Raw genomic sequence first — 24,504 nt, 5'->3', positions numbered from 1 at the left:
GCGCCCCATCAGACCAGACGCGCGGTGAGGCTCAGGCCTCGGCCTCGGCCTTGATCCGCTCGAGGGTCTGCCGGATGCCGCGGCGCAGCTCGTCGGTGAACGGCTTCTGGCCGCCGAGGACGACCTTGGTCAGCATCATCGACAGGCCGGAGATGCCGTCGGGGGTCTCGCGGCGCTCGGTCAGCCGGGTGCCGCCGTCGGCGGTCGGCGCGAGCTCGAAGGACCAGATGGTCCGGTTCTCGCGGATCCGGAACGCGAAGTCACCGGGCGTCGAGGCGCTCGGCGGCTGGAACCGGACGACCTTGCCGCCGGTCGGCCAGCGCTTGATGCCCTGCTTGTTGAGGTTGTTGAAGATCGCGCCCTGCTTGACGACGCCGCCACGGACGGTCGACTTCACGACCTGCGGGCTCCACTTGGACATGGCCGGGATGTCGGTGACGAGCGACCACACCTTCTCGGTGGGGGCGGAGATCTCGATGGAGTCCTCGAGCAGCTTCTCGTACGTGTCGGCCATGGTGGTGCCTTCCGTGGGAACAGGGCGGTCCCGGGCAACCTACCCGCAGGTAGCAGACCGACGGTATGTGACGCCGAGCACACGCTGCGACGTCCGAATGCCGCCAGACCCGGCCGGTCCGGTCCCGCGAGGCTGGACGCATGACGACAACGACGAACGAGAAGGTCGCCCTGGTCACCGGCGGCAACCGCGGCCTCGGCCTCGCGACGGCCCACCGCCTCGGACGGGAGGGCGTGACGGTGGTGATCGGCGCGCGCGACGCGGACCGCTCCCGGGCCGCGGTCACCGACCTGCGCGAGGCGGGGGTGTGGGCCAGTGCCGTGCCCCTGGACGTGGACGACGACGCGAGCGTGCGGGACGCGGCCGAGCGGATCCGGCGCGAGCACGGCCGACTGGACATCCTCGTCAACAACGCCGGCATCCTGCCGGAGGCGACCGCGACCGACGCGGTCGATCCCCTCGATCCCGACCTCTTCCTGCGCACCTTCCGCACCAACGTGCTCGGCGCCGTGGCCGTGACGGCGGCCGTGCTCCCGCTGCTCGTGCACTCCGACCGGGGTCGGGTGGTCAACGTGTCGAGCCGGATGGGCTCGCTGACCGACCAGCTCGACCCGGCGTCGCCGTACCACTCACTGGTGGTGCCGGCCTACCAGTCGTCGAAGGCGGCGCTCAACGGGCTCACGATCGCGCTGGCCAAGAAGCTGGCGGGCACGCCGGTCAAGGTGAACTCGGTGTACCCGGGCTGGGTGCAGACCGACCTCGGCGGTCCCGACAACCGGGCGGCCGCGCCGACGTCGGCCGACGAGGCGGCCGAGGTCGTGGCACGGGCGGCGCTCCTGGACGACGCCGGTCCGTCGGGCAGCTTCTTCGACGCCGCCGGTCCGGTGCCCTGGTAGCAGCGCGTCAGCCGCGCGCGGCCCACCACTCCCGCAGCGCGGCGGCGGCGTCCTCCTCGGACATCGGGCCGTTGTCGAGGCGCAGCTCGAGCAGGAACTTGTACGCCTCGCCGACCTCGCGGCCCGGACCGATGCCCAGGATCGTCATGATCTGGTTGCCGTCCAGGTCCGGGCGGATCGAGGCCAGCTCCTCCTCGGCGGAGAGCCGGTCGATCCGGGCCTCCAGGTCGTCATAGGTACGACGCAGCCGGTCGGCCTTCTTCTTGTTGCGGGTCGTGCAGTCGGCACGGGTCAGCACGTGCAGCCGCTCGATCTGGGTGCCGGCGTCGCGGACGTAGCGGCGTACGGCGGAGTCGGTCCACTCGCCCGAGCCGTAGCCGTGGAAGCGCAGGTGCAGCTCGACCAGGTCGCCGACGGCGTCCATCTGCTCGTTGCTGAACTTGAGCGCCTTCATCCGCTTGCGGGTCAGCTTGGCGCCGACGACGTCGTGGTGGTGGAAGGTGACCACGCCGTCGTCCTGGAAGCGCCGGGTCCTCGGCTTGCCGACGTCGTGCATCAGCGCGGCGAAGCGCGAGACGAAGTCGGGTGCGGGGATGTCGCCGCGGGTGCTGAGGCGCGGCTCGAGGTCGATCGCCTGCTCGAGCACGGTGAGGGTGTGCTCGTAGACGTCCTTGTGGCGGTGGTGCTCGTCGCGCTCGAGCTTGAGCGCGGGCAGCTCCGGCAGCACCCGGTCGGCGAGGCCGGTCTCGACGAGGAGCTCCAGACCGAGCCGGGGGTGGGGGGCGCAGACGAGCTTCACCAGCTCGTCGCGGACCCGCTCGGCGGAGATGATCTGGATCCGGTCGGCCATCTCGGTCATCGCCCGGACGACCGACGGGTCGACCGCGAAGCCGAGCTGGGCGGCGAACCGGGCGGCCCGCATCATCCGCAGCGGGTCGTCGGAGAAGGACTGCTCGGGGGTGCCGGGGGTGCGGATCACGCGGTGCGCGAGGTCCACCACGCCGCCGTACGGGTCCTCCAGCTCGCGGCTGGGCAGCCGCACCGCCATCGCGTTGACGGTGAAGTCGCGCCGGCCGAGGTCGCCGGCGAGGTTGTCGCCGTACTGCACCTCGGGCTTGCGGGAGTCGGGGTCGTAGGCCTCGGAGCGGTACGTCGTCACCTCGACCACCCAGTCGCCCTTGCGGCAGCCGATGGTGCCGAAGTCGCGGCCCATGTCCCACCAGGCGTCGCCCCAGCCCTTGAGGATCTTGTCGGTCTGCTCGGGACGGGCGGAGGTCGTGAAGTCGAGGTCGTTGGAACGACGGCCGAGCATCGCGTCGCGCACCGGGCCGCCCACGAGCGCCAGCTCGTGGCCCGCGGCGGCGAACAGCGCACCGAGCTCGTCGATCACCGGGGCGATCCGGTCCAGCTCGGCGGCGACCGCGGCCTGCACGTCGACCAGTCTCATCGGGGCACCGGTCGGTGTCTGGTCGGGCGTGTCCGTCACGACCGGAGAGTCTAGGCGCGAGCCGCACAGGGCCCCCTACTACCCTCGGTCCGTGGTCCGCCGTCGTTCTCGCCTGCTCGCAGGCTTGGCGACCGCTCTCGTGTTCGGCGTCGCCGCCCCCGCGGCGCCCGCGCACGCGGCTCCCGAGAAGGCGCCGAAGCACGCGGAGTACGACCCGCCGCTCGAGGTCAGCATCGACGCGCTCACCCCCGGGGTGCTGCCGACCAAGGGCCCGCTGGTCATCAGCGGCACGGTGACCAATGTCGACCTCGAGACCTGGCAGCGGGTCAACCTCTACCCGATGTTCGGGTCGAGCGCGCCGGCGATGACCACCGAGAAGGAGCTGACCGATGCGGTCGCCACCGACCCGGAGGCCCAGGTCGGCGAGCGCTACACCCAGGACCTCGCGGTCCGCGCGGAGGCCGGGTCCCTCGGCCCCGGCGAGTCCGCCGACTACACGATCCGGATCCCGCAGCGGGTGCTCCGGCTGCAGTTCCCGAACCCCACGACCGGCGTCTACTGGTTCGGCGTGCACGCGCTCGGCGAGAACACCGATGGCCGCGACGACATCGCCGACGGCCGGGCCCGCACCTTCCTCCCGTACGTCGCCCCCGGCGCCGGCGGTCCCGTCGAGACCGCCGTCGTGGTGCCCCTGCGCGGCCGGGTCGCGCACTCGGCCGACGGCGAGCTCGGCCGCACCAGCTGGTGGGACGAGGCGCTGGCACCCGACGGCACGCTCGGCGGCCCCCTCGCCTTCGGCGCGACCAGCAACACCCGGCCGGTGACCTGGCTGGTGGACCCCGCGCTGCCCGACGCGGTGAGCCAGCTCGCCGCCGGCAACCCGATCCGCGAGATCGCGCCGGTCGCGCCCGTCAAGCCGCCGGACGGGAGCGAGAGCCCCTCGCCCAGCGAGTCGGAGAGCGACGACGCAGGCGACGGTGGCGACGACGGGGCCGACGTCGGCGGCGCGACCCTCCAGCCCGACAGCACGCTCGTCCGGGCCGCGCAGAGCTGGCTCGACAAGGCCGGCACCGTGCTGCCCGACGACACCGTCGCGCTGCTCCCGTACGGCGACCCCGACCTCGCCTCCGCGGCCCGCTACCTGCCGAGCCTGTACGACACCGCCCGCAAGCACGCCTCGCCGACGCTGAGCGCGTGGGGCGTCGAGGGCACCCCGGTCGTCGCGTCCCGCAACGGCTACCTCGACGCCGCCGCGATCGAGAAGGTCGACGACGACGCGACCGTGCTGCTGGGCGAGCAGGCCTTCGGCGCCGAGGACTACCCCGACGGCCCGCCGGCCGGCGGCCGGGTCGGCAGCCGGACGATCGTGCCCACCGCCACCGCCACGGCCAAGGGCGGCCCGGGACCCGACCGCGCGCTGGCCCCGGTCGCCCTGCGCCAGCGACTGCTCAGCGAGGCGACCGTCCGGATCCTCGCCGCCGGGGAGGACCCGCCGGCCCCGATCGTCGACGTCCTCCCGTCCACCATCGACGCGGCCGACGCCTCCGAGTTCTGGTCCCAGCTGGACCCCTCGCTGGTGTCCCTGGTCTCGCTGCCGACGATCGCCGACAGCGACGCCCCGGGGACCCACGACCCGATCGACCCCGACGACCTCACCTACCCCGAGGGCCAGGTCTCCGCGCAGCTCGACAGCAGCGTGTTCAGCGAGGCCGGCGCCCTCATCCGCGCCGGCCGCTCGCTGCAGAGCATCCTCGGCGACGGCTACGCGATCGGCGACACGCTCGTGGGCGAGGCGCTGGCCGGGACGTCGTACGCCATGCGCGGCGACTCCGACGCCGCCCCACGGCTGGGCCGCTCGCGCGACTGGGTCACCGACCAGCTCGACATGGTCACCCTCGACGCACCGCAGGGCGTGACCCTGTCGAGCAGCTCCGGCAGCTTCAACGTCGCGATCGCCAACACCCTCGACCACGCCGTGACGGTGCGGATCGAGGCCGCCACCGACTCCGACGCCACCATCAAGGCCGCCAACCCGATCGTGCTGGCCGCCAACAGCCGCTCGTCGGTCCCGATCAGCGCCGACATGCACGGCACCGGCGTCCACAACGTCCGCCTCCGCCTCACCGACGCCGACGGTACGCCGATCGGTGCCGAGGACGAGCTGCCGATCCGTTCCGGCCAGGTGGGGGTGGTGATCTGGGCGATCATCGGCACCGGAGCCGGCATCCTGTTCGTCGCCATCGGCATCCGCCTGGTCCGCCGGTTCCGCTCCCGCGGTCAGGGCAGCGACGCCGCCGAGCCGACCGACGGAGCCACTGCGTGAGCGAGCCCGACAGCGCGACCGGGGCCGGCGGGGAGCAGAAGAAGATCCTCGCCAACACCGCGGTGATGGCGGCCGGCACGATCGTGTCCCGGTTCAGCGGCTTCATCCGCTCGACCCTGCTCGCCGCGGCGCTCGGCATCTCGCTGCACGCCGACATCTTCACCGTGGCCAACACGGTGCCGAACATGCTCTACATCCTGCTCGCGGGCGGGGTGTTCAACGCGGTGCTGGTGCCGCAGCTGGTCCGGTCGATGAAGAACGACCCCGACGGCGGCGCGGCGTACGTCAACCGGGTGATGACCCTCGCCGCCTGCTTCCTGGGCCTGGTGACGATCCTGCTCGTGGTGGCGGCGCCGTTGGTGATGCAGGTGCTGGTGCCGAGCTACAACACGCCGGAGCTGACCGAGCAGCGCCAGTCGGCGATCGACTTCGCGCGCTTCTGCCTGCCGCAGGTCTTCTTCTACGGCATGTTCGTGCTGGTCGGGCAGGTGCTCAACGCCCGCGGCCGGTTCGGCCCGATGATGTGGGCGCCGATCGCCAACAACGTCATCTCGGTGGCGGTGCTGGTGGCCTACCTGGTCGCGTTCGGACCGGCCACGCCCGCCCAGCAGCGCGGCGCGTTCACGTCCGGTCAGGAGGCCCTGCTCGGCATCGGCTCGACGGTCGGCATCGCCGCGCAGCTGCTCATCCTGCTGCCCTACCTGCGTGCGGCCGGGGTGCGGGTGCGCCCCCGGTTCGACTGGCGCGGGGTCGGGCTCGGCCACACCCTGCACCTCGCGATCTGGACGGTGCTCTTCGTCGTCGTCAACCAGATCGCGTACGTCGTCGTGGTGCGCCTCGCGTCGGGCGGAACCGCCGCCGCCGAGGACGGCACCGGCATCACGATCTACTCGAACGTGATGCTGGTGACGATGGTCCCGCACTCGATCATCACCGTCTCCCTGGCGACCGCGATCCTGCCGCGGCTCTCCGCTGCCGCGGCCGCCGGCGACATGGGCCGGCTCGCCACCACCCTCGGCTCGACGCTGCGCACGGCCCTGTCGGTCGTCGTACCGTTCGCGGCGCTGCTGCCCTCGATCGCGCTCCCGCTGGCCCAGGTCGTGTGGGGGCACGGCGCGACGGCGCCGTACGTCCACCGGTTCGAGTCGTCGATGGTGCTCTTCGGCTTCGCGGTCGTCGCGTTCACCGTCCACTACCTGGTGCTGCGCGGGTTCTACGCGCTCGAGCTCAACAAGCTGGTGTTCTTCGTGCAGTGCGCGATCGCGGCCACCAACATCGGGCTCGCCGTCCTGTTCGTCAGCCGGGTCGACCCGTGGGACACCTCGCCGATGCTGGTGCTGGCGTACGGCGGCGCGTACACCGTCGGCGCGAGCCTCTCCTCCGCCGTGCTGCTGCGCACGCTGCGGCGCGGTGGCATGCCGAAGGGTGCGGTGTGGCACCGGCGCGGCTTCCTGGTGCGGCTGCTGGCGGCGAGCGTGGTCGTGTTCGTGGTCGCCCGGTTCCTCGACATCGTGGTGACCGACACCGTGGTCGAGCTGGTCGGCGCGCACCCGCACTGGCTGTGGGCGGCGCTCGAGGTGGCCGTCGTGAGCGCCGGGGCCGGAGCCGCGCTGCTCGGCATCGCGCGCCCGCTCGGGCTCGACGACGTGACGTCGGTCGCCGACACCGTCGGCCGGCGGCTGAGCCGCCGCTAGATCCGATCCGGTCAGGACTAAGGTGACCGGAGGGACTCGAGGGCGGATCGGCAGGGGGATCGAGGTGGCGACGTCGACGCGGTCGGGCGATGTCCTCGCCGGCCGCTACCGGTTGATCGACCTCCTCAGCGAGAGCGGCGGGGGACGGTTCTGGCGTGCCCACGACCGGGTCCTCGAGCGATTCGTGGCGCTGCACGTCATCGCCCAGGACGACCCGCGCGCCCACGAGCTGGTCGAGGCCGCCCGCACGTCCGCCCAGGTGCTCGACCCGCGGATCCTGCGGGTCCTCGACGCCGAGGAGGAGGACGGGCGCTGCTTCGTGGTCAACGAGTGGGGCACCGGCATCTCCCTCGACATCCTGGTCACCCACGACGGCCCGCTGACCCCGCGCAACGCCGCCTGGCTGGTCGCCGACGTCGCCGACGCCCTCTCCCGGGCGCACGCCGCCGGGGTCACCCACGGCCGGCTCAACCCCGAGAACGTCCTCATCGACCGGTACGGCGCCGTACGCATCATCGGCATGTGCGTCGACGCCGCGCTGCACGGCCTCTCGCCCGGCGACGTCCAGGGCGACCTCGAGGACCTCGGCGGCCTGCTGCACTGTGCCCTCACCGGCACCTGGCCGGGCCCGTCCGGATCGATCGTGCCGGCCGCGCCCCGCGAGAACGACACCACGCTGAGCCCGCGCCAGGTCGTGGCCGGCGTGCCGCAGCCGCTCGACGTGCTGTGGCGCGAGCTCGACCAGCGCGGCGCCCAGCCCCGCTGGCGCCGCCGCAGCTCCGAGCACCCCGACGTGTCCTCCGCCGCTGGCATCGCCGGCGAGCTGCTCGCCTTCGTGGGCGACCCGGCCGGGGCCCCGACCCGGCTGGCCCGTGCGATCCCGCCGATCAACGAGCTGCGCCCGGTCTGGCTGCCCGCGCTCGCCGACCCGCTGCCCCACGACGCGTCGCGCGACGACATCCCCGTCGTACCGCCGGCCCCGGAGCCCGATCCCGAGCCCGATCCCGTCGCGGAGCCCGAGGACGAGCCGCCCATCCCGCTGGTGACCGAGCTGCCGACCGAGGCCGGGATGCCGGTGTTCGGCGACGACGAGGACGTCACGTGGCTGCGCACCCGCAGCACGCCGCCGCCCCCGCCGCCCCCGTTCGAGGACCTGCCGGAGCGGCCGCTGTTCGCGCCCGACCCGCCGGGCGGCGTACGACGCCGGGTGCCGTCCGTGCCGTCCGAGCCCGAGCCCGGCGCACCGCCCCCGGGGGTCACCCCGACCGGCTTCTGGCCGTGGGACACCGACACCGGCCACGACGACCAGGACTCGACCGACAGCCTGGAGACCGTGCCCGGCCGCAGCTGGCTGCGGCTGGCGATGGCGGTCGCGCTGGCGGTGCTGCTGCTGGTGGCGGTGGCGATCGCGTTCAACCTGGGCCGCGGCCGCACCGTCCTCGGCGGCGAGCCGAAGCAGACGCCGACGACGGCCGAGACCACCGCCGGGCGGGCCGCGGTCATCGACGGGGTGAAGGCCACCGCCTTCGACCCGCTCGGCACCGACGGCGACGAGAACGGCTCGCTGGCCGGCGACGCGGTCGACGGCGACCCGGGGTCCAGCTGGCGCACCGACACCTACTTCGACCAGCTCGGTCCGACCGGCCTGAAGACCGGCGTCGGGCTGGTCCTCGACCTGGGGCAGGTGCGCGCAGTGACCTCGGTCGACGTCCGCATGGTCGACGAGGGCGTGATGACCCCTGACGTCGTCGGTGTGTACGCCGTCGACGGCGCCGCCGCTCCCGCAGAAGCACCCACCGGCACTCCCGTCGCCACCGCGAACGGCGGCGGCCGGCTCACCCTGACTCCCGCGGACCCGGTGAGGGCTCGCTACCTTGTCCTGTGGTGGACGGCCCTGCCGGAGGTCTCCGGTGGCTTCCGGGCCGAGGTCTCCGAGGTGGTGGTCCGTGGTGAGTGACGACGCGCTGAGCGATCACGAGCTGCTCGCTGCGCACGTCGCGGGCGACGCCACGGCCTTCGGCACCCTCGTCGCGCGGCACCGCGACCGGCTGTGGGCCGTCGCGCTGCGCACCTGCGGGCACCCCGAGACGGCTGCCGACGCCCTGCAGGACGGGCTGGTCTCCGCGTTCCGCCGCGCCGCCACCTTCCGCGGCGACGCCGCCGTGACGACCTGGTTGCACCGGGTCGTCGTCAACGCCTGCCTCGACCGCCTGCGCGCCGACAAGGTACGCCGGGCCGAGCCGCTCCCCGACGACCTCGACGACCTCCACGCCGGCCACCGGCACCGCGAGACCGCCGGCGCTGCGACCGACCCGGCCGAGCACGGCGTCGTGGTCGAGCGGCGCGAACGGGTGCTGACCGCGCTGCGGACCCTGCCGGAGGAGCAGCGGGCCGCGATCGTGCTCGTCGACATGGAGGGCTACCCCGTCGCCGAGGTCGCCCGGATCCTCGACTGCGCCGAGGGCACGGTCAAGAGCCGCTGCTCCCGCGGCCGCGCCCGGCTGGCCGTGCTGCTGGCCGACGTGCTCGACCTCACCGACGACGACGCGGACCCCCCACCGCACGCCGCAGGGAACCCGTCCGGCAGCCCGGACGTCGGATCGGTGACGCCCCGCGGACCACCCGCCGGGACCGCCGTCGACTGATCACCCACCCGTCCCACCCGGGACCCCACCCCTGTGCCAGGAACCCCCACATGAACGACGCCCACGAGCCGTTGCCCCCCGCCGAGGAGGCCGCCGTCCGACGCGCCCTCGCGGACGCTGGTGGTCCGGTGCCGATGCCGGCGGACGTCGCCACGCGGATCGACGGTGTGATCGCCGGCCTCGCAGCCGAGCGCACCTCCGGCACCCGTCCGCTCGGGGGAGTGCACGAGTCGCACCCCGAGGCGGTCGTCGTACCCCTGGACGAGGCGGCACGCCGCCGACGCGGCCGGGTCCGGATGCTCCTCGGCGCCGCGGCGGCCGTCGCGGTGGTGGCGGTCGGGGTCGGGATCGTGACGGACCAGCAGGGCCAGGACGACCTGACCGCGGCCAGCGAGGCGGCCAAGGACGACTCCGCCCGCGGCGCCCCGTCCGACAGCTCCGGCGCCAGCGCCCTCAAGGACGCTCCCGAGCCGGCGGCAGTGCCCGGTGCCGACCAGGAGCGGCTCTTCGTCGAGGCACAGCGGGTGCCGACCGACCAGCCTCTGCGCGAGGTGCGGATCGCCCACCTGCGCGAGGACCTGGTCGCCCTCCAGCACGTCGCGCTGCCGCACCCCAGCGCCGCCGACTACTCCGGCACCACCCTCACCGCGCCCGCCGACTTCATGTGCGACCCGGCCGCCTTCGGCGCCGGGTACCTCGTCGGCATCGAGTACGACGGCAAGCCGGCCGTGGTCGCCTTCCGTGCGCCCGTCGGGTCGACCCAGGTCGCCGAGGTGCTCGCCTGCGGCACCGGCGACGTGATGCACTCCACCTCGCTCGCCGCCACCGGCTGAGAGCGCCCGCGGGACCGAGCTTGCGAGGGCCGCGGGCAGGCGCGAAGGTCGAGTAGCGCCGCGACCGAGGCACGAGGTCGCGACGCGCGTATCGAAACCCCCCGCTGGACCGGGACGGGCGCGCGGGAATCTGGCGGCCTACGATCTCGTTGTCGAAGTGTCCGTCGTACCCGATCCTCGGCCCGCCGGCCAGATCCTGTTGGGAGTCCCATGTCCGAGTCCGCCACGCCCGAGCCCCGCAACGTCATCGTCATCGGCTCGGGTCCGTCCGGCTACACCGCCGCGATCTACGCCGCGCGGGCGCAGCTGAACCCGCTGGTCTTCGAGGGCTCGGTCACCGCCGGCGGTGCGCTGATGAACACCACCGAGGTCGAGAACTTCCCCGGCTTCCGCGACGGCATCCAGGGTCCGGCGCTGATGGACGAGATGCGCGCCCAGGCCGAGCGGTTCGGCGCCGAGCTGATCGCCGACGACGTGGTCGAGGTCGACCTCACCGGTGACATCAAGATCGTCAAGACCGCCACCGACACCTACACCGCCCGCGCGGTGATCCTGTCCACCGGCTCCGGCTACCGCAAGCTCGACCTCCCCAACGAGGAGAAGCTGTCGGGCCGCGGTGTCTCCTACTGCGCGACCTGCGACGGCTTCTTCTTCCGCGAGCAGCACATCGCGGTCGTGGGCGGCGGCGACTCCGCCGTCGAGGAGGCCACCTTCCTCACCCGCTTCGGCTCCAAGGTCTCCCTGATCGTGCGCCGCGACGAGCTGCGCGCCTCGAAGATCATGCAGGAGCGCGCCTTCGCCGACCCGAAGCTCGAGATCGTGTGGAACTCCGTCGTCGAGTCCATCAACGGCGAGGACTCCCTCGAGTCGCTGACCCTGAAGGACACCGTCACCGGCGAGACCTCCGAGCTGCCCGCGACCGGCCTGTTCATCGCGATCGGCCACGAGCCGCGCTCCGAGCTGCTGGTGGGCCAGGTCGACCTCGACGACAACGGCTACGTGCTGGTCCAGCCGGGCTCGACCGCCACCAACATCCGCGGCGTCTTCGCCGCCGGTGACCTGGTCGACCACACCTACCGCCAGGCGATCACCGCCGCCGGCACCGGCTGCTCGGCCGCCCTCGACGCGGAGCGCTACATCGCCGAGCTCGACCACGCCGCCGCGACCGCCGGGAATGCCCCGGCCAACGCGTAGGTTCAAGTCCACAGACGTTACGTTCAACCAAGTTCCGAAGGAGCCCCCGTGGCCGACAACATCTCCGCCGTGACCGACGCCGAGTTCGACGCGCAGGTCCTCAAGTCCGACAAGCCCGTCCTGGTGGACTTCTGGGCCGAGTGGTGCGGTCCGTGCCGCCAGGTCGCCCCCATCCTCGACGAGATCGCCGGCGCGCACGGCGACAAGATCACGTTCTTCAAGATGAACGTCGACGAGAACCCGGTCACCCCCGCGTCGTACCGCGTCACCGGCATCCCGACCATCAACGTCTACCAGGGCGGCGAGGTCGTGAAGACCATCGTCGGTGCCCGCCCGAAGGCCGCGATCCTCAACGAGCTGGCCGACTTCATCGCCTGACGTTCCCCCGCAAGAGCCCCCGGTCATCTGGCCGGGGGCTTTCGCATTCCCCCACCGGGGTGGGTGCGCAGCCCCCAGAATGTCCTCGCTCCCGACCGAAGACCGGAGGACTCATGGGGAACCACTCGGCCGTACGACGGCGCCCACCGGACCTCAAGCAGGTGCTCGTCCGCGTGCTCGCCGTCCTCCTCGTCGTCGCCGTCGCCGTGGTCCTCGGGCTGCTGCTCACCGACCGCGACGTACCGCCACCGGAGGTCACGGCGCCGTTGCCCACCGCCAGCACGGCACCGGTCGCCGTACCCCTCACGGTCGACGACGACGAGCGCGCGGCCGTACTGAGCGCCGCCGCGACCGCGACGGAGCAGGTCGTGGAGCAGGTCGCCGACCCGAACGCGCTGATGACCCCGCGCTACGCGCGGGTCTACCGGCGCACGGTCGGCAACGCCTCCGACCCGGTCACGACCGCCACCGTCGTCGGTACCGGCCTGATCGGGATCGACCGCGAGCAGGCCGACGTCCTGGTCCTCGTCGACCGGGCCGACGCCGACCCGGAGAACCTCCTGCTGCACCTGCGCCGCGACCGCGGCAGCTGGCGGGTCGACGACCTGGCGCCGGTCGACGCTCCCGTCGACCACCTCGAGGAGCCCGACCGGGCGCGGGTCGACCTGCTCGCCGCGGCCACGGACGCGGTGTCGGGAGAGGTGCCGGGGGAGGTGCTCGCCGCCGGGGTGGCGTCGTACGACCGCACCACGGCGACCGTGCTGGCCGTCACCGACGACCAGCGGCTCCGGGTCGCGATGACCCTGGTCGGCGGGACCTGGCGGGCGAAGGTGTCCGAGCTGGAGCCGGTCAGCGCCGACTGACCGGCGTCGGGGCGTGCTTGGGCCGTCGTACGACGCCCACGAGCCGCTCCCACGCGGCCTCGACCTCGCCACGCCAGGTGACCAGCGAGCGCATCTCCATCCGCATCCGCGGCGTGACCGGGTGCGCGCGCTGCGTCTTGAACCCGACCCGGGCCAGGAACTGCGCGGGCACGACGCACTCGGGGACCCGGCCCGGCAGACGGCGCCCGGTGCGGGCGAAGGCCTCCACCGCCCGGATCCCGTCGCGCCCGACCAGGTCGCGCGCCATGCCCTGGACCAGCAGCCGTCCGATCCCGCCGCGGGTGTGGTCCGGGCGCACCCAGACCGTGGTCAGCAGCACGGCGTCCGCGGACACCGGGGCCGTGGGGAAGGCGGCCGCACCCGGCACGTAGGAGGCCGGCGCGTAGACGACGTACCCCACCGGCCGGCCGTCGACGAGCGCGACCCGGCCGCAGGACCCCCACTCGCGCAGCAGCTCGGAGACCCAGGCCTCCTTCTCGGCCGCCCGCTCCTCGGCGTCCAGGCGCTGGCGGTGCACCGGCTCGCGCTCCCAGAACAGGCACGTACGACACGGCGCGTCCGCGTCACGGAACAGGGCGTCGAGCAGGTCGAGGGTGAGGGGGACCGTGGTCCGGGCCACGTCCTCGATGGTACGTCGGTGAACGAGCCGGAAACCGGTGGCGCGGACCTGAGAGAATGCGGTTCGTGCGCAAGATCCGCCAGAGCCAGAAGCTTCGCAACGTCCGCTACGACGTCCGGGGACCGATCCTCGTCGAGGCACAGCGCCTCGAGGCCGAGGGTCACAAGATCCTCAAGCTCAACATCGGGAACCCGGCACCGTTCGGCTTCGAGGCACCCGAGGCGATCGTGGCCGACATGGTGCACAACCTGCCCGAGGCCCAGGGCTACTCCGACTCGCGCGGCATCTACTCCGCCCGCACCGCGGTCGCGCAGTTCTACCAGTCGCGCGGCCTCAAGGACACCGCCGTCGACGACGTCTTCATCGGCAACGGCGTCTCCGAGATGATCTCGATGGTCCTGCAGGCCTTCCTCGACGACGGCAACGAGATCCTCGTCCCGGCGCCCGACTACCCGCTGTGGACCGGCGCGGTGTCGCTGTCCGGCGGTACGCCGGTCCACTACCGGTGCGACGAGGAGAACGGCTGGATGCCGGACCTCGAGGACATCGAGTCGAAGATCACCGAGAACACCCACGGCCTGGTGATCATCAACCCCAACAACCCCACGGGTGCCGTCTACAGCAAGGAGATGGTCGCCAAGCTGGTCGACATCGCCCGGCGCCACGACCTGGTCGTCTTCGCCGACGAGATCTACGAGAAGATCCTGTTCGACGATGCCGAGCACCACCACGCCGCCGCGGCCGCCGGCAACGACGTCCTCTGCCTCACCTTCAGCGGCCTGTCCAAGGCCTACCGGGTCTGCGGCTACCGCGCCGGCTGGGTGATGATCTCCGGCCCCAAGGAGCTCGCCGAGGACTTCCTCGAGGGCCTCACCACGCTGTCCAACATGCGCATGTGCGCCAACGTCCCCGCCCAGCACGCCATCCAGACCGCACTCGGTGGCTACCAGTCGATCAACGAGCTGATCGTCCCCGGCGGCCGGTTCTACGAGCAGGCGATGCTCGCCGACAAGCTGCTCAACGAGATCCCCGGTGTCTCGTCGGTCCGCCCTCGCGGCGCCCTCTACTGCTTCCCGCGCCTCGACCCCGAGATCTACCCGATCGAGGACGACGAGGCCTTCGTCATCGAGCTGCTGCGCGCCAAGAAGATCCTGGTCACCCACGGCACCGGCTTCAACTGGTTCGCCCCCGACCACTTCCGCCTGGTCACGCTGCCCGACGTCGAGGTGCTCGAGGAGGCGATCGGTCGGATCGCGGACTTCCTCGCCGCCCGGCGATAGGACGCTGCCTAGGCCGGGCCACCGCCGCCTGTCAGAATCTCGTCATGCTCGACATCACCTACCCGCCCGTCATCGTCACCGCGAAGGTGCTCTTCAAGCTGATGCGGCAGAAGGTCGTCGTGTCGGGCTCGGAGAACGTGCCCCGCAAGGGCGGCGCGCTGATGGCGATCAACCACACCGGCTACATCGACTTCATCTACGCCGGCGCGGGCGCGGAGCCGAAGAAGCGGCTGGTCCGGTTCATGATCAAGAAGGAGATGATGGACGCGCCCGGCGTGGGTCACCTGCTCCGGTCCTTCCACCACATCCGGGTCGACCGCTCCTCGGGCCTGCAGGCGATGAAGGACGCGCTGGCCTACCTCAAGGCCGGCGAGATCGTCGGCATCTACCCCGAAGCCACGATCTCGCGCTCCTTCGAGATCAAGGAGCTCAAGTCCGGTGCCGCACGGATCGCCGCCGACGCCGGCGTGCCGCTCATCCCGGTCATCGTGTGGGGCGCCCACCGGCTGATGACCAAGGACCACCCCAAGGACTTCTCGCGCTCGGCCAAGACGATCATCGTCAAGGTCGGCGAGCCGATGTATCCCACCGGCGAGGACGTCGACGCCGAGACGGCAGAGCTGCGCGTCGTGATGCAGCGGATGCTCGACGAGGTCATCGCCGAGTACCCCGAGGCCGAGAAGGCCCCCGGCAGCTGGTGGACCCCCGCCCGCTTCGGCGGCTCCGCCCCCACGCCCGACGAGGCCGACGCGCTCGACAAGGCCGAGCTGCGGGCGCGGGCTGCCAAGCGGGCAGCCAAGAAGGCCGGCTGACACCGTCGCCGTGGAGTCGCCGCTGGTCCTGCTGGTCGAGGACGACGACGACCTGCGTACGACGACCCGCCTGGTCCTCGAGTCGCGCGGCTTCCAGGTGGTCACGGCCGCGGACGGCGAGGCCGGGTGGACGACGTACGTCACCCAACCGGTGGACGTCGCCGTCGTCGACGTCGTGCTGCCGAAGCTCGACGGGCTGCGGCTGACCGAGCGGATCCGCGCCGACGGCGACCTGCCGGTGCTCCTGCTGACCGCCCGCGACCTGCCGCGTGACCAGGTGGTCGGCTTCGAGGCGGGCGCGGACGACTACGTCGTGAAGCCGTTCGACGGCGACGTGCTGGAGGCGCGGCTGCGCTCGCTGCTGCGCCGGCGGGGTGGCTCCGCTCCTTCGCGGGTGGTGGAGCGCGACGGACTGCGGATCGACGTCGACGGGATGACGATCGAGCGCGACGGTGTACCCGTGGACCTGTCGGCCACCGAGTTCCGGCTGCTCACGGCGTTCCTCGACAACGCAGGCATCGTCCTGGGCCGCACCCAGCTGCTCGAGCTGGTCTGGGGGAGCGCGACCTGGGGCGACCCGCACGTCGTGGACGTGACCGTGCAGCGACTGCGCGCCAAGATCGGCGCCGAGCAGGTGGTGACCGTGCGCGGTGCGGGCTACAAGATGGCGCGGGCCTGAGCGTGCCGTCCTGGTGGGCCGGCTGGCGGCAGTCGCTGCGGACCCGGATCACCGTCGCCGTGGTGGGTGCCGCGCTCGCGACCCTGGTGGGTGTCGGCCTGGTCGTCGACCACCAGTCGGCCGTCGACGCCCGGGACCGGCTGCGCACGCAGGCGCTGACGGAGCTGGACGCCGGCATCGCGGTGCTCGAGGTGACCTCGACGCTGCGCTACGACCTGTCCCTGGACCCGGACCGGTTGCCCGGTCCACTGCGGATCTCCCTGCCGGCGGCGGGGGAGGGCCGCGCGGCGACGTACTACGCCGACGGCCGGATGTGGGCAGCCCGCCGGCTGTCTGCGGACCGGGTCGCGAGCGTGGCGCTGGACGACGGACCCGTCCGGGCGGCCCGGTCGTCGCTGCGGCGCCGGATGCTGGTCGCAGCCGGAGCGGTCCTGCCCCTGACCGCGCTGCTGGGCCTGTTGGTGGGTGCAGGTCTCAGTCGGCGGTTGCGACGGGCTGCGGCGGCAGCCGAGGTGATCAGCCACGGCGGGACGGCGCGCTGCACGGTCGCCGGCCGCGACGAGGTGGCCGCGCTCTCCCGCGCCGTCGACGACATGGCCGATGCCCTGGAGCGAAGGTTCCACGTGGAACAAGCGTTCTCCGCCGACGTCGCCCACGAGCTCCGCACCCCGGTCGCAGCCCTCGTCAGCGCCAGCGAGCTGCTGCCGGCCGGGGAGACCACCGACCTGACCCGCGGCCTGGTCGCCCGGCTGCGTCGCCTGGTCGAGGACCTGCTCGAGGTGGCCCGTCTCGACAGCGGCACCGAGGAGGTCGCCCTGTCCGTGCACCGGCTCGGCTCCCTGGTCCCCGGCGCTTCGCTCGTCGCCGATGCCGACGTCCTGGTCGATCCACGTCGCGTCGAGCGGATCGTCACCAACCTGGTCGCCAACGCCGAGCGGCACGGTGGGGGCGTGACGGCGCTGCTCGTGGACGGGCCGCGGGTCGTCGTACGCGACGGGGGAGCGGGCTTCCCCGCCGACGTGCTGGCTGCCGGGGCGATCCGGTTCCACAGCACCGGCAAGGGCACCGGCCTGGGCCTCACCATCGTGCAGGGCCAGGCCCGCGCGCTCGGCGCTGCCGTGACGATGGCGAACCCACCGACCGGCGGCGCCGAGGTCGTGGTGACCTTTCAGGAACCGGGACCCATCTCCGGGTCGACCGGGTCCACCGTCTGCAGCGGGTAGGTCTGCGTCGCGAGCATCCCGTCGGGGACCGTGCCCTGGACGGTGATGGTGATCGTCCCGTACGTCGCCGACGCCTCGCCCTCCACGATGTCCGACACCACGACCTTCGCCGGCACGGTCACGTCGGTGCCCTCGGCGCAGCTCGGGTCACAGTTGTTGGCAACGAGCTTCCCGGTCGCCGTCGCCTCGTCCGCTCCCCAGTCGGTCCACGCGAGGTCGGTCAGGCTCTGGTTGCCGTCGGCACAGGCCACGGTCACCGACGCCGGGCTGGCCACGGGCTCGCCGACGCAGTCCAGGATGTAGGTCACCGCGGCCCGGGCCGCGACGGCCGGGTCGGTCGCGGCCGTCGTACCTGATCCGGCGCCGGGCTGCGCCTTCACCGGTGCGTCGTCCTCGACACCACAGGCGGCGAGCGCACCCAGGGAGAGGACCAGGGCCCCGGCCAGGGCGGCGGTACGACGGGTGCGGGTGGTGTTCATGGGGTTCCGTTCTGCTGGGACTCCGGCGGATCTCGCCGGCCTGACCAGCGTCGCTCCCCAGCCTCACACGAACCCGGCATGAAGGTCACAACAGCCTCACAGCTGGCGTGTCGCTTTCCCGATATATCGGTATGTCGATCTGTCGTCTTGTCGACAAATGGCCATTCGCGCAGGTCAGAGCACCAGCTTCAGGCGCGGAGCCGAGGTCCGCACGAACCCGGCCCGCTCGTAGACACCGATTCCCGCCGCCGACGCACTGAGGTCGACCCGGTCCGCACCGACGCTGCGGGACCACGCCACGACGTCGTCGACGAGCCGGCCTGCGTATCCCCGGCCCCGGTGGGCCGGCAGGGTCACGACGTTGGTCAGACGGACGCTGCGACCGCGCGGAGAGTGGGGATCCGGGACCCCGGTGCGCAGCACACCGGTCGCCGTCGCCACCACGTCGCCCCCGACCTCGACCACGACGACCCGGGTCCGGGTCGGGTCGCCGACCGCGGATCGGAGCCAGGCGGCAGCGTTGTCGCGCCATCCTGTGGCTGCGACGTCCTCGTCGTCGAACAGCAGGCCCCAGAGCGCAAGCACCCCTCCCTCGTCACCGGCGGTGGCGGTCCGGATCGCCGGCTCGTTGGTCGTCATGTCCCGCAGTCTGGCAGCCGGCCAGGACCGGGCCGCTCGGCGTTCCACGTGAAACAGGGCGCGACCACCGAGGTGGTCGCGCCCTGCGCCCGGGATCCGGCAGTACGTCAGATCGGGCGGTCGTTCCGGTTGCGCGGGTCGATCAGGTCGACGATGCGCTGCAGGTCGCCGGTGTTCGCGAACTCGATCGAGATCTTGCCCTTGGCCTTGCCCAGGTCGATCTTGACCCGGGTCTCCAGCCGGTCGCCGAGTCGCTCGGAGAGCTCGCCGAGGCCGGGGGCCTGCGGCTTGGCCCGGCGCGGGCGGGGCGGCGTGCTGGTGGTGCCGTCGCCGATCGCGACGATCTCCTCGAGCCCCCGGACCGAGATGCCCTCGGCGATGACGCGCTGGGCCAGGCGGTCCTGCTGCTCGCCGTCGCCGACGCCCAGGAGCGCGCGGGCGTGGCCGGCCGACAGGACGCCGGCCGCGACCCGGCGCTGGACGGCGGGGGAGAGCTTGAGCAGACGCAGGGTGTTGCTGATCTGCGGGCGCGAGCGACCGATCCGCTGGGCCAGCTCGTCGTGGGTGCAGGAGAAGTCCTCGAGCAGCTGCTGGTACGCCGCCGCCTCCTCGAGGGGGTTCAGGTTGCTGCGGTGCAGGTTCTCCAGCAGCGCGTCGCGGAGCATGTCGGTGTCGTCGGTCTCGCGCACGATCGCGGGGATCGTGGCGAGCCCGGCGGCCTGGGTGGCGCGCCAGCGGCGCTCGCCCATGACCAGCTCGTACGCGTCGGTGCCCGTCTTGCGGACCACGACGGGCTGGAGGAGGCCGATCTCCTTGATGGAGTGGACCAGCTCGGCCATCGCCTCCTCGTCGAAGACGGTCCGCGGGTTGACCGCGTTCGGCGAGATCTGCCCGACGGGCAGCTCGGCGAAGTAGGCACCGTCGACGGGCTGCAGGACCGAATCTGCGATCTGAGCGCCGTTCGCGGACCCGGTGGACCTGGGGTCCGCCGGACCGCTGGAAATGGCTCCAGCAGCAAAGTCCGAATTCTGGGCACCGTGGTTGACATCCTCACCCGTGGCCGGGGCAGATACCGGCGCCGGCGGGGCAGTGGGGATGAGCGAGCCGAGGCCGCGACCGAGGCCGCGGCGGGGGGCTTGGGCGTTCACGAGAGACTCCCTCGGACGACGATCTCGCGCGCCGCTTCGAGGTAGCTGAGCGCACCCGGCGAACCCGGATCGTAGGTCATCACGGTCTGCCCGTACGACGGCGCCTCCGACACCCGCACCGAGCGCGGGATCGCGGTCTTGAGCACCTGGTCACCGAAGTGCTCGCGCACCTCGGTCGCCACCCCGGCGGCGAGACGGGTGCGGGCGTCGTACATGGTCAGCACGATGGTCGACACCGCGAGCTCGGGGTTGAGGTGGGCGCGCACCATGTCGACGGTGGCGAGCAGCTGACCGAGGCCCTCGAGGGCGTAGTACTCCGCCTGGATCGGGATGAGCATCTCCGCGCCCGCGACGAGCGCGTTCAGGGTGAGCAGGCCGAGCGACGGCGGGCAGTCGATGAAGACGTAGTCGAAGCGGTCCTCGCCGATCGCCTCGGCGGTGCCGATGCGCGGGTGGGCGTCGAGCGCCTTCTTGAGGCGCTGCTCGCGCGCCACGACGCTGACCAGCTCGATCTCGGCGCCGGCCAGGTCGATGGTCGCGGGGACCACCCACAGGCCGGACGCGTCCGGGCACGGCTGGGAGATGTCGGAGATGGCGAGGCCGTCGACGAGCAGCTCGTACGACGACGGGGTGCCCTGGCGGTGCTCGATGTTGAGTGCCGTCGAGGCATTGCCCTGCGGGTCGAGGTCGATCACCAGCACGCGCTGTCCGAGCTGCGTGAGCGCTGCCGCGAGGTTGACCGTGGAGGTGGTCTTGCCGACGCCGCCCTTCTGGTTGGCGACCACGAAGACCCGGGTCTCCGACGGGCGGCTCAGCTGCTCCTGCGGGATGCCGGCCCGGACCATCACCGTGGCCTGGGCGGCCCGGGCGAGGGGGGTGAGGTCGTCGTCGTACCCGGCGGCGCGCTCGGCCAGCTGGGCGGCCGTCAGCGGGCCGGCCGATGCCACGGGAGCCGTTTCACGTGAAACGTCCTCCACGTCGACAGCCCCGGTTTCACGTGAAACGTGGTCCTCGGTCACTACGGTCCCTTCGGAGGCAGCCTGTGGATAACTTGGGGCGTTCTGTGGAGACTTACGCTCAGCACCCGCCTCTGGACCGGTGGAAAACCCGGGACCAGGACCCAACGAGTCGCTCACGACTTCCTCCTCTTCTTCCGCGTCGAGCCTTCGCGTGATCCCCGAGAACCGCGCTGGCCACGAAGCGGCAACGATACGCGGGCCGGATCGGCCCACGACAGACGGACGATGCGGATCGGCTCGACGTCACCGTCGGCCGCGAGCTCCGCACCCAGCTCCTCCACGACCGCCGGAGCGCACCCCAGCCGTCGCGTGGCCTCCTCGGCCTCCAGGACCTCCTCGGCCGCACTGGAGCCCTTCATGGCCAGCAGGGCGCCCTCGGGAGCCACCAGGGGCATGCACCAGGCCGCCAGCTTGTCGAGGGCGGCCACGGCGCGGGCCGTGACGACGTCGTACGTCGCGACGCCGTGGACCGCATCGGCGCGGCCCCGGATCACGGTGACGTTGTCGAGGCCCAGTCGCTCGACGGCTTCTTCCAGGAACGTCGTACGGCGCAGCAGCGGCTCGATCAGCGTCACCTGCACGTCAGGGCGGGCGATCGCGAGAACCAGGCCGGGCAGGCCCGCTCCGGACCCGACGTCGGCAACGGTGGCGTCGGCGGGCAGGGCGGCGGCCAGCAGGCCGCAGTTGATCAGGTGGCGCTCCCAGAGCCGGGGAGTCTCGCGGGGGCCGATCAGGCCACGGACGACACCGTCGGTCGCCAGCAGGTCGGCGTACGCCAGCACGAGATCGAGGCGATCAGCGGAGAAGACCTCCGCCAGGATCGCCGGGGGAGCGGGGAGGGCAGCACGCAGCACCCCCGGGTCCGCCCGGTCCTCAGGGCCGGGGGACACCGGGGGTGTGGTGTCGTCGTCGTGTTTCACGTGAAACGTCGACAGGTGGGGTGTCAGGCCGGCAGGACCACGACGTAGCGCCGCGGCTCGACACCGGCGGACTCCGAGCGCAGGCCGGCGGCCGCGACGGCGTCGTGCACGATCTTGCGCTCGAAGGGGGACATCGGCTCCAGCGAGACCGGCTCGCCCGACTTGGCGACCTCGGCGGCCGTCTCGGCGCCGAGCTGGGTCAGCCGGGTGCGCTTGTCCGCACGGAAGCCGGAGATGTCGAGCATCAGCCGGGACCGCTCACCGGTCTCCCGGTAGACGGCCAGGCGGGTGAGCTCCTGCAGGGCCTCGAGGACCTTGCCGTCGCGACCGACCAGCTGGGTCAGGTCAGCACCGACGATCGACACGGCGGCCCGGTCAGCCTCCACGTCGATGTCGAGGTCGCCGTCGAGGTCCGCGATGTCGAGGAGCTCCTCGAGGTAGTCGGCGGCGATGTCGCCCTCCTGCTCCAGGCGGGAGATGCGGTCGCCCTCGCCGGCGGGGGCGTCGTCCTGGGTGTCGTCGGCCTGCTCGGTCTCGACGATCTCGTCTGCCTCGGTCACGACCTCGGCACCGGTCTCGGTCTCGGCGCTCACTTGGTGTCTCCCTCGTTCTTCTCGGTTCCGGCCTCGGGGTTGTAGCTCTCCCCGTCGGCCGACGGGTTCTTGGCGCTGCCGCCGGCGGCTGCGCCGCCCGGCTTCGGCGTGGTCTTGCGCGCGGCACGGCTCTGCCGCTTGGGCTGCTGGCGCGTGCTGGCCCGCTGCTCCGTCTCCGGGGCGGCCTCGGTGATCACCTCGGTCGCGGTGTGGCCGTGACGGGCCGCCTTGGCCTTGTCACGGTCCTGCTTGGCCTTGAAGGCGGGCGTGCCGGGCGCCGGGTTGTTGCGGATGACGTAGAACTGCTGGCCCATGGTCCACAGGTTCGAGGTCGTCCAGTAGAGGAGGACACCGATCGGGAACGCGATGCCACCGAGACCGAAGGCCACCGGGAGGATGTAGAGCAGCATCTTCTGCTGCTGCGCGTACGGACCGCTCATCGCCTCGGCCGGCATGTTCTTGGCCATCAGCTGGCGCTGGGTGGTGAACGTGGTCGCCGTCATCGCCAGCACCAGGATCGCCGCGACGATCATGACCGCGGTGTTCGGGTCGGCACCCCAGGTGCGCGACTCCCAGAAGTTGCCGTTGATCGGGAGGCTGCCGAAGAGCTTGGACTCACCGAACTGGTGCGCCTTCTCGACCGTGAGGAAGCCGTGCGGCTTGTCGCTCTTGGTCGCACCGGAGAGCAGGCGGAACAGCGCGAAGAAGATCGGCATCTGCAGCAGGATCGGCAGGCAGGACGCGAACGGGTTGGTCCCGGCGTCCTTGTAGAGCTTCATCGTCTCCTCGGCCAGCTTCTGCCGGTCGTGGCCGTACTTCTTCTGCAGCTCCTTCACCTTCGGCTGCAGCAGCTGCATGTTGCGGCTGGACTTGATCTGCTTGACGAACAGCGGGATCAGCGCCGCGCGGATGACCAGGGTCAGGCCGATGATCGACAGCGCCCAGGACATGCCGCCCTTGGGGTCGAGGCCGATCACCGTGAAGAACTTGTGCCAGCCGAGGAGCACCGCCGAGATGATGTAGTAGAGCGGCACCATGATGAAGTGGCCGATGTCGCCGATGATGCCCACGAATCAGGCTCCTTGCTGGAAGGGGTGACGCCCGGCGGTCGCCGGGCGGAGTTCGGAGTCGCGCTCAGCGCGCGTGGGGGAGGGCGTGCCGGGTTCCACGTGCGTGTGGCCGCGCCGCGGCGGGACGTGGTCGACGCCGCCGGGCGACCAGGGGTGGCAGCGCAGCAGTCGCCGGATCGCCAGCCAGGTGCCACGGAACGCGCCGTGCACCTGCAGCGCCTGCACGGCGTACGCCGAGCACGACGGGTAGTAGCGGCAGGTCGGGCCCAGCAGCGGGCTGATGAGGAGCTGGTAGCCGCGCACCAGGCCGATGAGCAACCACTTCATCGCGCCTCCTGACCGGCTGCGGGACCCTGCGAGGTCACGCGGTCCAGACAACGTGCGAGGTCCTCGCCCAGTTCCGGGTACGACGCCTCGGCCGCCGCCGGCTGCGCGCGCACCACGAGCACGGAGCCCGCGGGAAGTCCCGCGAGCGCCGGTCGCACGGCGTGCCGAAGCCGCCGCTTCACGCGGTTGCGGACGACGGCGTTGCCGACGGCCTTGCTGACCACGAAGCCCGCCCGTGCGGGGAGCGCCGGGACCGTACGGTCCCCGGACATGCCGACAACCTGCTGCTCGCCAGGGAGCAGCAGGTGGGCGACGAGGGTGCGCGAGCCGGCACGACGACCCTTGCGACTGGCGGTCCGGAACAGGTCCGGTTCGGTCAGCCGCTGGTCGGCAGCGAGCACGTCAGCCCCACGGGAACCGCTGGGCGGACACGCTGGTCCGTCCTCAGACGGACAGGCTCGAGCGGCCCTTCCGGCGACGGTTCGCCAGGATGGCGCGACCGGCGCGGGTGCGCATGCGCAGTCGGAAACCGTGCACCTTGTGGCGACGTCGGTTGTTGGGCTGGTACGTCCGCTTGCTCACGATCGGCCTCTCAGGATGATGCAGATGTCGGGAAGGGTCACCGGCAGCCTCGAGCGAGCTCCGATCGGGAGCCGCACAGCATGTCGGCCGGCACCGCGCAGCCACGATGACCGGTGGACCCGGGGCGTCGTGGACATGCGGCACCGGTCGACACCGGTTTGACCAATCAACGGTACGCGGACGCCGGATCAGGGGTCAAACCGGCGGCGTCCCGGGCACCGTGAGACACGTCGCGTGTGAGCCAGATCAAAACCTGTGGATAGCGGGTTGATCCCCAGGCATCCCGGCAGTTAGGTTCGACAGATC

At 72.1% G+C, this 24,504-nt stretch carries 26 protein-coding genes; 13 read left to right on the top strand and 13 right to left on the bottom strand.

The features are described 5' to 3' along the window. Positions 1–31: 31 nt before the first annotated feature. A complete protein-coding gene (locus ACZYRU_RS22300) occupies positions 32–514 on the bottom strand; it encodes an SRPBCC family protein (RefSeq protein ID WP_488959285.1) in 483 nt (160 codons plus the stop codon). A gap of 140 nt (positions 515–654) precedes the next feature. Here ACZYRU_RS22300 and ACZYRU_RS22295 point away from each other — a divergent pair, with 140 nt between their 5' ends. After that, positions 655–1,410, top strand: a complete 756-nt coding sequence (locus ACZYRU_RS22295) for an SDR family NAD(P)-dependent oxidoreductase (RefSeq protein ID WP_488959284.1) — start codon at positions 655–657, stop codon at positions 1,408–1,410. Positions 1,411–1,417: 7 nt separating this feature from the next. On the opposite strand, the gene ACZYRU_RS22290 is transcribed toward ACZYRU_RS22295, so the two are convergent. Next, positions 1,418–2,857, bottom strand: a complete 1,440-nt coding sequence (locus tag ACZYRU_RS22290) for a CCA tRNA nucleotidyltransferase (RefSeq protein WP_488959375.1) — start codon at positions 2,855–2,857, stop codon at positions 1,418–1,420. A gap of 91 nt (positions 2,858–2,948) precedes the next feature. Here ACZYRU_RS22290 and ACZYRU_RS22285 point away from each other — a divergent pair, with 91 nt between their 5' ends. The 8 genes from ACZYRU_RS22285 (at position 2,949) to ACZYRU_RS22250 (ending at position 12,787) form a co-directional block, all read left to right on the top strand. Beyond that, the gene (locus ACZYRU_RS22285; protein ID WP_488959283.1) at positions 2,949–5,180 is read left to right on the top strand and encodes a DUF6049 family protein; all 2,232 of its coding nucleotides are present in this window, start codon (positions 2,949–2,951) and stop codon (positions 5,178–5,180) included. Further along, the gene (gene murJ, locus ACZYRU_RS22280) at positions 5,177–6,874 is read left to right on the top strand and encodes a murein biosynthesis integral membrane protein MurJ (protein ID WP_488959282.1); all 1,698 of its coding nucleotides are present in this window, start codon (positions 5,177–5,179) and stop codon (positions 6,872–6,874) included. Before ACZYRU_RS22285 ends, murJ begins: the two co-directional genes overlap by 4 nt. A 64-nt stretch (positions 6,875–6,938) precedes the next feature. Further along, a complete protein-coding gene (locus tag ACZYRU_RS22275; RefSeq protein WP_488959281.1) occupies positions 6,939–8,831 on the top strand; it encodes a protein kinase domain-containing protein in 1,893 nt (630 codons plus the stop codon). Further along, on the top strand, positions 8,821–9,519 hold the full coding sequence (gene sigM, locus ACZYRU_RS22270) for an RNA polymerase sigma factor SigM (protein WP_488959280.1): 699 nt from the start codon (positions 8,821–8,823) through the stop codon (positions 9,517–9,519). The genes ACZYRU_RS22275 and sigM overlap by 11 nt, the downstream gene beginning before the upstream one ends. A 50-nt stretch (positions 9,520–9,569) precedes the next feature. Then, entirely contained in the window at positions 9,570–10,352 is a 783-nt protein-coding gene (locus tag ACZYRU_RS22265) for a hypothetical protein (protein WP_488959279.1), read from the top strand. A gap of 210 nt (positions 10,353–10,562) precedes the next feature. Beyond that, on the top strand, positions 10,563–11,546 hold the full coding sequence (gene trxB / locus ACZYRU_RS22260; protein WP_488959278.1) for a thioredoxin-disulfide reductase: 984 nt from the start codon (positions 10,563–10,565) through the stop codon (positions 11,544–11,546). Positions 11,547–11,594: 48 nt separating this feature from the next. Further along, complete coding sequence (trxA, locus tag ACZYRU_RS22255) at positions 11,595–11,924, top strand: thioredoxin (protein WP_141796533.1); 330 nt, start codon at positions 11,595–11,597, stop codon at positions 11,922–11,924. Between the two features lie 113 nt (positions 11,925–12,037). After that, a complete protein-coding gene (locus tag ACZYRU_RS22250; RefSeq protein WP_488959277.1) occupies positions 12,038–12,787 on the top strand; it encodes a hypothetical protein in 750 nt (249 codons plus the stop codon). On the opposite strand, the gene ACZYRU_RS22245 is transcribed toward ACZYRU_RS22250, so the two are convergent. After that, positions 12,774–13,427 carry a GNAT family N-acetyltransferase gene (locus ACZYRU_RS22245; protein ID WP_488959276.1) on the bottom strand — a complete coding sequence of 218 codons (654 nt, stop codon included), beginning with the start codon at positions 13,425–13,427 and terminating at the stop codon, positions 12,774–12,776. The two genes, ACZYRU_RS22250 and ACZYRU_RS22245, sit on opposite strands and share 14 nt — an antisense overlap. Positions 13,428–13,483: 56 nt before the next feature. Here ACZYRU_RS22245 and ACZYRU_RS22240 point away from each other — a divergent pair, with 56 nt between their 5' ends. Genes ACZYRU_RS22240 through ACZYRU_RS22225 form a run of 4 tightly spaced genes read left to right on the top strand, consistent with a single transcriptional unit; the run spans position 13,484 to position 17,421 of the window. Then, positions 13,484–14,707 (top strand): pyridoxal phosphate-dependent aminotransferase, encoded by a 1,224-nt coding sequence (locus ACZYRU_RS22240; RefSeq protein WP_488959275.1) that lies wholly within the window; start codon positions 13,484–13,486, stop codon positions 14,705–14,707. A gap of 44 nt (positions 14,708–14,751) precedes the next feature. Next, positions 14,752–15,519, top strand: coding sequence for a lysophospholipid acyltransferase family protein (locus ACZYRU_RS22235; protein WP_488959274.1), 768 nt, complete (start codon positions 14,752–14,754; stop codon positions 15,517–15,519). 10 nt (positions 15,520–15,529) lie between these two features. Beyond that, positions 15,530–16,198: a response regulator transcription factor gene (locus tag ACZYRU_RS22230; RefSeq protein ID WP_488959273.1), complete on the top strand. Its 669-nt coding sequence runs from the start codon at positions 15,530–15,532 to the stop codon at positions 16,196–16,198. Between the two features lie 2 nt (positions 16,199–16,200). Further along, on the top strand, positions 16,201–17,421 hold the full coding sequence (locus tag ACZYRU_RS22225) for a sensor histidine kinase (RefSeq protein WP_488959272.1): 1,221 nt from the start codon (positions 16,201–16,203) through the stop codon (positions 17,419–17,421). On the opposite strand, the gene ACZYRU_RS22220 is transcribed toward ACZYRU_RS22225, so the two are convergent. The 10 genes from ACZYRU_RS22220 to rpmH all read right to left on the bottom strand — a co-directional run bounded on the left by ACZYRU_RS22220 (position 17,367) and on the right by rpmH (position 24,198). Continuing rightward, on the bottom strand, positions 17,367–17,900 hold the full coding sequence (locus ACZYRU_RS22220; RefSeq protein ID WP_488959271.1) for a hypothetical protein: 534 nt from the start codon (positions 17,898–17,900) through the stop codon (positions 17,367–17,369). The two genes, ACZYRU_RS22225 and ACZYRU_RS22220, sit on opposite strands and share 55 nt — an antisense overlap. Positions 17,901–18,074: 174 nt before the next feature. After that, positions 18,075–18,539 (bottom strand): GNAT family N-acetyltransferase, encoded by a 465-nt coding sequence (locus ACZYRU_RS22215; protein WP_488959270.1) that lies wholly within the window; start codon positions 18,537–18,539, stop codon positions 18,075–18,077. Between the two features lie 107 nt (positions 18,540–18,646). Next, a complete protein-coding gene (locus tag ACZYRU_RS22210) occupies positions 18,647–19,687 on the bottom strand; it encodes a ParB/RepB/Spo0J family partition protein (protein ID WP_488959269.1) in 1,041 nt (346 codons plus the stop codon). Beyond that, a complete protein-coding gene (locus tag ACZYRU_RS22205; RefSeq protein ID WP_488959268.1) occupies positions 19,684–20,634 on the bottom strand; it encodes a ParA family protein in 951 nt (316 codons plus the stop codon). The genes ACZYRU_RS22210 and ACZYRU_RS22205 overlap by 4 nt, the downstream gene beginning before the upstream one ends. A 185-nt stretch (positions 20,635–20,819) precedes the next feature. Then, entirely contained in the window at positions 20,820–21,596 is a 777-nt protein-coding gene (rsmG, locus tag ACZYRU_RS22200; protein WP_488959267.1) for a 16S rRNA (guanine(527)-N(7))-methyltransferase RsmG, read from the bottom strand. 53 nt (positions 21,597–21,649) lie between these two features. Further along, positions 21,650–22,219, bottom strand: coding sequence for a Jag family protein (locus ACZYRU_RS22195; RefSeq protein WP_488959266.1), 570 nt, complete (start codon positions 22,217–22,219; stop codon positions 21,650–21,652). Then, complete coding sequence (yidC, locus tag ACZYRU_RS22190; protein ID WP_488959265.1) at positions 22,216–23,289, bottom strand: membrane protein insertase YidC; 1,074 nt, start codon at positions 23,287–23,289, stop codon at positions 22,216–22,218. Before yidC ends, ACZYRU_RS22195 begins: the two co-directional genes overlap by 4 nt. Positions 23,290–23,292: 3 nt before the next feature. Then, positions 23,293–23,616 (bottom strand): membrane protein insertion efficiency factor YidD, encoded by a 324-nt coding sequence (yidD, locus tag ACZYRU_RS22185; protein ID WP_488959264.1) that lies wholly within the window; start codon positions 23,614–23,616, stop codon positions 23,293–23,295. Continuing rightward, complete coding sequence (gene rnpA, locus ACZYRU_RS22180) at positions 23,613–24,017, bottom strand: ribonuclease P protein component (protein WP_488959263.1); 405 nt, start codon at positions 24,015–24,017, stop codon at positions 23,613–23,615. The genes yidD and rnpA overlap by 4 nt, the downstream gene beginning before the upstream one ends. A 43-nt stretch (positions 24,018–24,060) precedes the next feature. Next, entirely contained in the window at positions 24,061–24,198 is a 138-nt protein-coding gene (gene rpmH / locus ACZYRU_RS22175) for a 50S ribosomal protein L34 (protein WP_075018668.1), read from the bottom strand. Between the last annotated feature and the right edge of the window lie 306 nt (positions 24,199–24,504).

The sequence above is a fragment of the Nocardioides sp. F233 genome (assembly GCF_057813895.1).
Note: the sequence above shows the minus strand (reverse complement) of the source record. Positions and strands in the feature narration are given on the sequence as shown.

Coding starts and splice junctions, on each gene's coding strand:
- ACZYRU_RS22300 (WP_488959285.1), bottom strand. CDS start 514: ATGGCCGACACGTACGAGAAGCTGCTCGAGGACTCCATCGAGATCTCC.
- ACZYRU_RS22265 (WP_488959279.1), top strand. CDS start 9,570: ATGAACGACGCCCACGAGCCGTTGCCCCCCGCCGAGGAGGCCGCCGTC.
- yidD (WP_488959264.1), bottom strand. CDS start 23,616: ATGAAGTGGTTGCTCATCGGCCTGGTGCGCGGCTACCAGCTCCTCATC.
- trxB (WP_488959278.1), top strand. CDS start 10,563: ATGTCCGAGTCCGCCACGCCCGAGCCCCGCAACGTCATCGTCATCGGC.
- ACZYRU_RS22290 (WP_488959375.1), bottom strand. CDS start 2,857: ATGAGACTGGTCGACGTGCAGGCCGCGGTCGCCGCCGAGCTGGACCGG.
- ACZYRU_RS22220 (WP_488959271.1), bottom strand. CDS start 17,900: ATGAACACCACCCGCACCCGTCGTACCGCCGCCCTGGCCGGGGCCCTG.
- ACZYRU_RS22240 (WP_488959275.1), top strand. CDS start 13,484: ATGCGGTTCGTGCGCAAGATCCGCCAGAGCCAGAAGCTTCGCAACGTC.
- ACZYRU_RS22295 (WP_488959284.1), top strand. CDS start 655: ATGACGACAACGACGAACGAGAAGGTCGCCCTGGTCACCGGCGGCAAC.
- ACZYRU_RS22215 (WP_488959270.1), bottom strand. CDS start 18,539: ATGACGACCAACGAGCCGGCGATCCGGACCGCCACCGCCGGTGACGAG.
- ACZYRU_RS22235 (WP_488959274.1), top strand. CDS start 14,752: ATGCTCGACATCACCTACCCGCCCGTCATCGTCACCGCGAAGGTGCTC.
- ACZYRU_RS22250 (WP_488959277.1), top strand. CDS start 12,038: ATGGGGAACCACTCGGCCGTACGACGGCGCCCACCGGACCTCAAGCAG.